The organism is Acidovorax sp. LjRoot38 (genome assembly GCF_964252975.1).
Lineage (GTDB): Bacteria > Pseudomonadota > Gammaproteobacteria > Burkholderiales > Burkholderiaceae_C > Acidovorax > Acidovorax facilis.
In genome coordinates this window covers 20503-29409 of sequence record NZ_CAXUPT020000027.1, presented here as the reverse complement: position 1 = coordinate 29409, position 8907 = coordinate 20503, and the positions used below count along the sequence as shown (strand labels likewise).

9 protein-coding genes are annotated in these 8907 nt (G+C 64.4%); 8 read left to right on the top strand and 1 reads right to left on the bottom strand.

Going from position 1 to position 8907, the window contains the following annotated elements:
- Positions 1-68 precede the first annotated feature (68 nt).
- Positions 69-920 (top strand): 3-deoxy-8-phosphooctulonate synthase, encoded by an 852-nt coding sequence (kdsA, locus tag ACSQ22_RS25750; RefSeq protein WP_436131923.1) that lies wholly within the window; start codon positions 69-71, stop codon positions 918-920.
- 216 nt (positions 921-1136) lie between these two features.
- On the opposite strand, the gene ACSQ22_RS25745 is transcribed toward kdsA, so the two are convergent.
- Positions 1137-2204, bottom strand: coding sequence for a LacI family DNA-binding transcriptional regulator (locus ACSQ22_RS25745; RefSeq protein WP_436131922.1), 1068 nt, complete (start codon positions 2202-2204; stop codon positions 1137-1139).
- A 269-nt stretch (positions 2205-2473) separates the two neighbouring features.
- Between ACSQ22_RS25745 and ACSQ22_RS25740 the strand changes: the two genes are divergently transcribed.
- The 7 genes from ACSQ22_RS25740 to ACSQ22_RS25710 all read left to right on the top strand — a co-directional run bounded on the left by ACSQ22_RS25740 (position 2474) and on the right by ACSQ22_RS25710 (position 8860).
- Positions 2474-3157: an amino acid ABC transporter permease gene (locus ACSQ22_RS25740; RefSeq protein ID WP_436131921.1), complete on the top strand. Its 684-nt coding sequence runs from the start codon at positions 2474-2476 to the stop codon at positions 3155-3157.
- Positions 3154-3843 carry an amino acid ABC transporter permease gene (locus tag ACSQ22_RS25735; protein WP_121420118.1) on the top strand — a complete coding sequence of 230 codons (690 nt, stop codon included), beginning with the start codon at positions 3154-3156 and terminating at the stop codon, positions 3841-3843. The genes ACSQ22_RS25740 and ACSQ22_RS25735 overlap by 4 nt, the downstream gene beginning before the upstream one ends.
- A gap of 14 nt (positions 3844-3857) precedes the next feature.
- The gene (locus ACSQ22_RS25730) at positions 3858-4640 is read left to right on the top strand and encodes an amino acid ABC transporter ATP-binding protein (protein WP_436131920.1); all 783 of its coding nucleotides are present in this window, start codon (positions 3858-3860) and stop codon (positions 4638-4640) included.
- Positions 4641-4702: 62 nt separating this feature from the next.
- The gene (locus ACSQ22_RS25725; protein ID WP_436131919.1) at positions 4703-5497 is read left to right on the top strand and encodes a transporter substrate-binding domain-containing protein; all 795 of its coding nucleotides are present in this window, start codon (positions 4703-4705) and stop codon (positions 5495-5497) included.
- 96 nt (positions 5498-5593) lie between these two features.
- A complete protein-coding gene (locus tag ACSQ22_RS25720) occupies positions 5594-6136 on the top strand; it encodes a VOC family protein (RefSeq protein WP_436131918.1) in 543 nt (180 codons plus the stop codon).
- A gap of 84 nt (positions 6137-6220) precedes the next feature.
- Entirely contained in the window at positions 6221-7501 is a 1281-nt protein-coding gene (locus ACSQ22_RS25715) for a ribulose-bisphosphate carboxylase large subunit family protein (protein ID WP_436131917.1), read from the top strand.
- Between the two features lie 3 nt (positions 7502-7504).
- Positions 7505-8860 (top strand): four-carbon acid sugar kinase family protein, encoded by a 1356-nt coding sequence (locus ACSQ22_RS25710; RefSeq protein WP_436131916.1) that lies wholly within the window; start codon positions 7505-7507, stop codon positions 8858-8860.
- Positions 8861-8907 lie beyond the last annotated feature (47 nt).

The following is an 8907-nucleotide window of genomic DNA, read 5'->3' as shown; positions in this document are numbered from 1 at the left end:
AAGCGGCCTCTTGCGTTAGGTCAGCTGACCGGAGCGAGAATGCGAGCAAAACTACCTGGGAGCTTTTCTTGACCACCGTTGCCATCACCCCTGCAATCAACGTCAGCAACAACGATGGCTTTGTGCTGTTTGGCGGCGTGAACGTACTCGAGTCCAAGGACATGGCGCTGCGCGCTGCGGAGGAATACGTCCGAGTCACCCGAAAGCTTGGCATCCCCTATGTCTTCAAGGCGAGCTTTGACAAGGCGAATCGCTCCTCTATCCACTCGTTCAGAGGCCCCGGCTTGGAAGAGGGTCTGAGAATTTTCGAGGCGGTCAAGGCAGAGTTTGGTGTTCCCGTCATCACCGACGTGCACGAACCATGGCAGGCGAATCCCGTCGCTGAAGTCGTGGATGTTTTACAGCTGCCTGCGTTTCTCGCTCGCCAGACTGATTTGGTCGTGGCTCTTGCCAGGACGGGCAAGGTCATTAACGTCAAGAAGCCTCAGTTCCTGAGCCCACCACAAGTGCTCAACATCGTCGAAAAAATCAGAGAAGCCGGTAATTCTCCCGTCATTCTGTGCGACCGAGGAACCTGCTTCGGCTATGACAACCTGGTAGTGGACATGCTTGGCTTCGGAGTAATGAAGAAGGTCACCGGAAACTTACCTGTCATCTTCGACGTTACCCATGCCCTACAGCAACGCGAGGCGAACGCTGCCGTCTCTGGCGGTCGCCGTGACCAAGTGGTTGAACTGGCCCGCGCCGGTCTAGCAACAGGGTTGGCAGGACTCTTTCTTGAAGCACATCCCGACCCGCAACAGGCCAAATGCGATGGTCCCAGCGCTCTGCCGCTGGACCAGTTAGAGCCTTTCCTCGCACAGTTGAAAGCTCTGGACGACTTGGTGAAGTCATTCGCGCCTTTGCATATCCGCGCCTGAATGTGACATCGCGAATCAACAAATTCGATCTCGGCCGCTTGGGCTGCGGGCTGTGTTGAAGGGCGGCTCTTGGCCGATAGTACTCATTCGTTTGCAGTCAGCGTATGACTGCAACCAGCCTGTGCGGTCAATGAGCCAGCTCAGCATAGGTTTCCCAATACAGAGCAAGCCTTCGCGCGCCTGTTAGCCTGCCGCCAACGCGGTGCAGCATTGCCCCTACGGCAAATTCTCCCGAAATATCACCTGGCTCCGCGTAGTCTCCACCCCACTCGTCGGCTCCCGCCCATCCCGCAGGTTGGCAAAAATCCGCACACAGTTCATCACCGCGCCCTGCGGGTTCTGCGTGATCACCGCGTCCATCGTCCCGTCGATCAGCAGCGCCCGCGTATCTGGCGTGAGCCCGTGGCCGATGAACACGATCTTGCGGTCTGCGCCCGCCTCTTTCAGCGCCCGGCCGATGCCTTCGGCCCCGCCGCCGATGTTGTAGATGCCTGCCAAATCATCGTGCTGCTCCAACAGGGCGCGGGCCTGGCGGTAGTTGCGTTCGGCGTCGTCCTGGCCTTCGCGCACGCCCACCACCTGCACCAGGGGGAACTGCTCTTCAAACAGGTGCAGAAAGCCCGCCTCGCGCTCCTCATGCGCGCGGTAGCGCAGTGATCCAACAATCATTGCCACATGCGCCTTGCGGCTATGGGCCAAGGGGCCCATGAAGCGGGCGATCAGGTAGGCGGCGGTGCGGCCTGCGGCGCGGTTGTCCAGGCCCACGTAGGCCACGCGGCGCGAGTTGGATAAATCCGAGATCAGCGTGATGGTGGGCACGCCCTGCTCTGCCAGCTGGGCCACGGCCTCGCGCACCACGGGGTGCTCCAGCGCCATGAAGGCGATGCCGTCGCAGCGCTTGCCATAGTGCAGCAGCGCTTTGGCCAGTGCGTCGGGGTTAAAGCTTTCGATATACGCCGCCTGGCAGCGCACGTTGAACGGCGCCCAGTGGTCTTGCGCGTAGCCGATCACGTCGCCCAGCATTTGCAGAAAGCGGTTGCTGCCCTCGGGGATCAGCACCATCAGGCGCAGGGGCTGCGGTTGCAGCGCTGCGTGCAACTCGGCCTGCGGCAGGTAGCCCAGGGTGGCTGCGGCCTGCAGCACCCGCTGCGCGGTGGCGTTGCGCACGCCCGAGCGCTGGTTCAGCACCCTATCGACCGTGGCCGTGGAGACGCCGGACAGCCGGGCGATGTCGGGGATGCGCGGGCTGCGAGGACTGCTGGGGTTGGGCGGGTTTTGGGCCATGTGCAATTCAATCAAAAACCATCATTTAGTTTGCTGGTATTTGATGGATTCCGCGGATAGTATCACTGGGCGTTCGATGCTGAAAGGCATCAAATCGAATCAGTACAAACCCTAGGTTGTGACGGTCGCGCTTTCGCGAAACCGATCACGCAGGAGACAAAGACATGCCTGGTATTTCCGCTCACGCTCGCCCGCTCCCACAGGGCAAGCCGCCAGCTTTTGGCCGCCGCGCCAGCACTCGCTGATTGACGCGCACGGCTGCCCCACCCATGACGTACGAGTTCGACTTTGCCAGCGTGCTGACCAACTGGCCCCAGTTTCTGGAGGGGGCGTGGATGACCATCCTCCTGTCCTTCCCGGCCACCGTGATTGGTTTTGTGGGCGGCACGCTGCTGGCCATTGGCCGGCGCAGCGACCAGCGCTGGCTGGTCAGGGCCTGCGGTGCCTATGTAGAAGTGCTGCGCAACACGCCCCTGCTGGTGCAGGTGTTTCTGGTGTTCTTTGGCCTGGCCAGCCTGGGTTTCAAGGTGTCGGCGTTTGCTGCGGCGCTGCTGACGCTGGTGATCAACGTGGCGGCCTACACCTGCGAAATCATGCGGGCGGGCATGGATTCGATCCACAGGGGCCAGATCGAGGCAGCCGAATGCCTGGGCCTCACGCGCCGGCAGGTGTATTGGCACGTGGTGCTGCGCCCGGCGATGGAGAAGGTGTATCCCGCGCTCACCAGCCAGTTTGTGCTGCTGATGCTGGCGTCGTCCATCACCTCGCAGATCTCGGTGGAAGAACTGACGGCCGTGGCGGCGCGGGTGCAGTCCGAGACCTTCCGCCCGTTTGAGGCTTACATCCTGGTGGCGGTGGCGTATCTGGCGCTGTCGCTGTTGATGCGGCTGGGGCTGTGGGTGTTCGGGCAGCTCGTGTTCACGCGCCAACGCAAATTGGGGAACGCCAAATGATTGACGGTGGATTGAACTCGTATCACCTGCAGTACCTGCTGTTTGGCGCGCTGTGGACCATCGGCCTGTCGCTGATTGCGTTTGTGGGCGGTGGCCTGGCCGGGGGCGTGATTGCGCTGTGCCGCGTCAGCCCCATCAAAGCCGTGCGCTGGGCGACGATTGCGTGGATTCAGATCATCCAGGGCACGCCGCTGCTGGTGGTGCTGTTCCTGTGCTACTTCGGCCTGTCCATCGCTGGGCTGGAGCTGCCCGCCATCGTGGCGGCCAGCATTGCGATGATTGTTTACGTCAGTGCCTACCTGGGCGAGATCTGGCGCGGGTGTATCGAGTCGGTGCCGCGCACGCAGTGGGAGGCGGCCGAGTGCCTGGCGCTGTCGCGCACGCAGCGCATGCGGCTGGTGGTGCTGCCGCAGGCAGTGCGCATTGCCACGCCGCCCACGGTGGGGTTCATGGTGCAGATCGTCAAGAACACGTCGCTGGCGTCCATCGTGGGGTTTATCGAGCTGGTGCGTGCGGGGCAGCTCATCAACAACTCGATCTTCCAGCCCTTCACCGTGTACCTGCTGATCGCCATCGTCTACTTTGCGATGTGCTACCCGCTGTCGGTGTGGAGCCGCAAGCTGGAGCAGCGCCAGCAGTTTGGAAACAACCGTGGCACAGCCACCCCCTCTGTGACCACCGCATGAAACGAGAAGACACCATGAACCTCGCCCGAGACGCTGCCACGCAACCCTCCCAGCCAGCGGCCTCGCCTGCGGAGCCCGTCGTTGAACTAAAAGACGTGCACAAAAGCTTTGGCAGCAACCAGGTACTCAAGGGCGTGTCGTTTGCCATTCCCCGGGGCCAGGTGGTGGCCATCATCGGCAAGAGCGGCTCGGGCAAGAGCACGGCGCTGCGCTGCATTGACCGGCTGGAGATCATCGACAGCGGCACCATCAACGTCTGCGGCCATGCGGTGCATGACCCTGCCACAGACCTGCGCCAGCTGCGCCAGGACGTGGGCATCGTGTTCCAGAGCTACAACCTGTTTCCGCACCTCACGGTGGAGCAGAACATCACGCTGGCGCCCAAGGCCGTGAAGAACCTGCCCGCTGCCAAAGCGCGCGAGATTGCCGCCCGCACGCTGCAGCAGGTGGGCCTGGCGGACAAGGCGCAGGCTTACCCCGAGCAACTGTCGGGCGGGCAGCAGCAGCGCGTGGCCATTGCCCGGTCGCTGGCGATGGAGCCGCAGGTGATGCTGTTCGACGAGGTGACCTCTGCGCTTGACCCGCAGCTCACCGGCGAGGTGCTGCGCGTGATCGAAGCCCTGGCCCAGGGCGGCATGACCATGGTGCTGGTCACCCACGAGATGGAGTTTGCCGCCCGCGTGGCCGACACCATCATCTACATGCACGAAGGCAAGGTGTGGGAGACGGGCCCAGGCGACATGCTCAAGAACCCGCAGACCGCCGAGCTGCGCGACTTTCTTTCTCACGGGCTTTGAGTTTCAGCTTCAGCCCTGCCCCTTTCGATTCCGTATCCAAAAACCACCAGGAGACAACCACCATGACCGCTTCCCTCTTCTTCCGCCGCACCTTGCTGGCTGTGGGCGCCGCCGCCCTGTGCATGCCCGCCATGGCCGAGCTGGCCGACATCAAGTCCGCCGGCAAGCTGCGCGTGGGCATTGACTTTGGCGCGCCGTTCTACGGCTACGTGGACGACAAGATGAAGCCCGTGGGCTCCGACGTGGAAGCGGCCGAGCTGCTGGCCAGGGACCTGGGCCTGACGCTCGAGATCGTGAACACGACCAACTCCGCGCGCATTCCCAACCTGCTGTCCAACAAGGTGGACCTGATCATCTCGTCGCTGTCGATCACGCCCGAGCGCCAGAAGGCGGTGGACTTCTCCATCCCCTACGGCGCCATCCAGGCGGCAGTGGGCGCGCCCAAGAGTTTGAAGCTGACCAGCATCGAAGACCTGGCGGGCAAGACCGTGGCCGTGACCCGCGGTGGCCCGCAAGACAAGATCGTGACCGAGCGCGCGCCGCAGGCCAAGGTGGTGCGGTTTGACGATGAATCCGCATCCATCACGGCGGCCGCCACCGGCCAGGCCGACATCGTTGCCATCACGCCGCCGATCATCGCGGCCATCGCCAAGAAGAACCCGGCGCGCGACTTCGAGACCAAGTTCATCCTGCAGTCGTACCAGCTGGGCGTGGCCATGCGCAAAGGCCAACCCGAGCTGATGGCCGCCGTCAACGGCTGGATCAAGACCAACCTGTCCAACGGCAAGCTCAACGACATCCATGTGAAGTACGCAGGCGTGCCGATCCCCAAAGAAATCATCGACGGCGCGAAGTAAGCCAACAAGCAAGCCAAGCCTGCAACCTGGGCGGCGCCTGACGGGCCCCGCCCGGCTGCGCCATGCCCTGACGCATCACCACCAAAGGAAATTTTTATGAGCCGTCATTTCGGCGCCATCCGCCAACTTGGCTACGTGGTCCACGACATCGAAGCCGCCATGGACTACTGGAGCAAGACCCTGGGCGTAGGCCCCTGGTTCTACAACCCCAAGGTTCCGATCAAGAACTACGTTTACAAGGGCGAGCGATACGAGCCGCACAACTCGGTGGCGCTGGCCAACTCGGGCTATGTGCAGGTCGAGCTGATCCAGACGCGCAACGATGTGCCGTCGATGTACCGCGACTTTCTGCAGGCCGGGCGCACCGGGCTGCAGCACGTGGCGTACTGGACCAGCGACTACGACGCCGACCTGGCGCGCCTGACGGCCCAGGGCTTCAAGACGGTGATGAGCGGCGAAGTGGGCGAAAAAGGCCGGTTTGTGTACTTCGACACCGAGTACCACCCCGGCACCGTAATCGAGCTGTCGGAAGTGGCGGGCCCCAAGGGGCGCATGTTCGACCTGATCCGTTCGGAGTCGGAAACCTGGGACGGCACGACCGACCCGGTGCGGCCGTTTCCGGACCTGTCCAAGATCTGAAGACGCCCAGAATTTCAAGCCAAATTGGCCTCTAGCGCTTTTTCCATAAGCGCTAGCAGCTATCAAAACAGTAGTTCACCCACCATGTCCCCACACCGCTTTGAAGCCACCTACCTGATCGAGACCCCGCTGGACCCGGCCCACGTGGCCGAAGTGCTGGCGGGCGAACAATCGTGTGGCACCTTCACCCGGGTGGAGGGCGAGACCGACGCGCTGCGCGAACGCGCCCGCGCCACGGTCGAATCGGTCGAGCTGCTGGATGTGGCGCCCGCCCCTTCGCTGCCCAACGGCTGGATGCAGCGGCGCGGCATGTTCGACACGCCGCAGACCTGGCAGCGCGCCCGTCTGCGTGTGAGCTTTCCGTGCGACAACATCGGCCCCAACCTGCCCACGCTGGCCGCCACGGTGTCGGGCAACCTGTACGACCTGGGCGAGGTTACCGGCCTGCGGCTGGAGTCGATGAAACTGCCCAGCGCCTACCGCGCGCAGTTCGACATGCCCCGCCACGGCATCAGCGGCACCCGCGCGTTAACCGGCGTGCAGGGGCGCCCGCTGATCGGCACCATCATCAAACCCAACGTGGGTTTGTCGGCCGAAGAAACCGGCGACCTGGCAGGCCGTCTGTGTGCGGCGGGTGTGGATTTCATCAAGGACGACGAGGTGTGTGCCAACCCGGTTCACGCACCGCTGGCCGACCGCGTCAAGGCCGTGATGCGCCGCGTGCGCGCCCACCAGGACAAAACCGGCAAGCGGGTGATGGTGGCCTTCAACATCACCGACGAGACCGATGCCATGCGCCGCCACGCCGACCTGATTGCCGCCGAGGGTGGCAGCTGTGTGATGGCGAGCCTGAACTGGTGCGGCTATTCGGCCGTGCAAACCCTGCGGCGCCACACCCCGCTGGCGCTGCACGGCCACCGCAACGGCTACGGCGCGCTGTCGCGCCACCCGCTGCTGGGCTTCTCGTTCAACGCCTGGCAGACGCTGTGGCGCCTGGCCGGTGTGGACCACATGCACGTGCATGGCCTGCAAGGCAAGTTCTCGCAGACCGATGAAGAAGTGATCGAATCCGCCCACGACACCCTGGCCCCGCTGTGCGAAGGCCTGGACGACCGCGTGTTGCCCGCCTTCTCCAACGGCCAGTGGGCCGGCACCGTGCCTGCCACGTGGGACAACATCCAGTCCAACGACCTGCTGTTCATGTCTGGCGGCGGCATCCTGGCCCACCCGGACGGCCCCGCTGCGGGCGTGGCCAGCCTGCAGCAGGCGTGGGACGCCGTGCAGCATGGCGAAACCCTGGCCGAGCGCGCGGCACGCGCCCCCGAGCTGCGCCGGGCCATCGAATTCTTCGGCAAGAAGTCCTGAACCATGACCACTGAAGCCCCCCGGTTCGGCTGGTACGGCGACGACTTCACCGGCGCCACCGACACCCTCGCCGTGCTGGCCCAGGCGGGCCTGCGGTCCATGCTGTTCATGGGCGTGCCCAGCGCGCAAGCGTTGGTGGCCGCCGGGCCGCTGGATGCCATCGGCATTGCCGGCGCCGCGCGTGCCATGGCGCCCGACGCCATGCGCGTCGAGCTGACCGGTGTGGGCCAATTTTTCAGGCAGATTGCGCCCACCGTGCTGCACTACAAGGTGTGTTCCACCTTCGACAGCGCACCCCATGTCGGCAACATTGCCTGTGCCATCCAGACGCTGCATCCCAGCGTGGACAACCGCTGGGTGCCCATCCTCGGAGGCCAGCCCAGCCTGGGCCGATACTGCGCGTTCAGCAATCTGTTTGCGGCGGCCGGGACGGGTGGAGCCGTCTACCGCATTGACCGGCACCCGACGATGCACCGGCACCCAGTGACCCCCATGGCCGAGGCAGACTTGCGGGTGCACCTGGCGCAACAAGGATTGCAGGGCATCACGGCGTTGCATTACCCGTTGTTTGAAGCGGATACAGGGCAAAACGCGGCAACCTTGCCCGCCGCCCTGGGCGCACTTCTGGACAACGGCCCGGCCGGTCTGCCCGATTTGCCTTTGGTGCCCACGCTGCTGGACCTGACCAGTGCAGATCAGTTGGCCAGCGTGGGGCGCTTGCTCTGGCAACAGGCACAACACGCGCGCCTGCTCGCCGTGGGACCCAGCTCCGTGGCGCAAGCGCTGATCGCTCACTGGGGAGCCCACGCAAGCCACCCCACCCCCGCCTTGGCGCTGTCACCCGACCCCGTGTTCGCCTGGGCGGGCAGCCTGTCACCCATCACTGCGGCCCAGGTCCAGGCCGCAGCGTCTTACCAACGCATCCCTGTGGACGCGCAGCGCCTGGGCACCGACGCAGCGTACGCCCAGGCCACCCAGCGCGCGATATGCGGGGGGCTGCAACAAGGCCACCACGTTCTGGCCTACACCGGGCCGACGAACGGCGCCCCTGCTCCGTCCGGTGATGCTTCAGCAGCCGTCGCCCCCGCCAGCGCGGCCCTGGTCGCCCGCGTGGTGCAGGCGCAGGCCGACAACGGCACGCCCCTGGGGCGCATTGGCATTGCGGGCGGCGACACCTCCAGCCACGCCGTACAGGCGCTTCAGCTGTGGGGCTTGTCGTACCAAACGACGGTCTGCCCAGGGGTCACGCTGAGCCGCGCGCACAGTGCAAACCCGTCGCGCGACGGGCTGGAGCTGATGCTCAAGGGTGGGCAGATGGGTGGAACGGATCTGTTCGAAAGGCTGCTCGGCGCCGGCTGACGGAGACATCCAGGCGATAAAAAGCCCGCACAGGGCGGGCTCCTTAT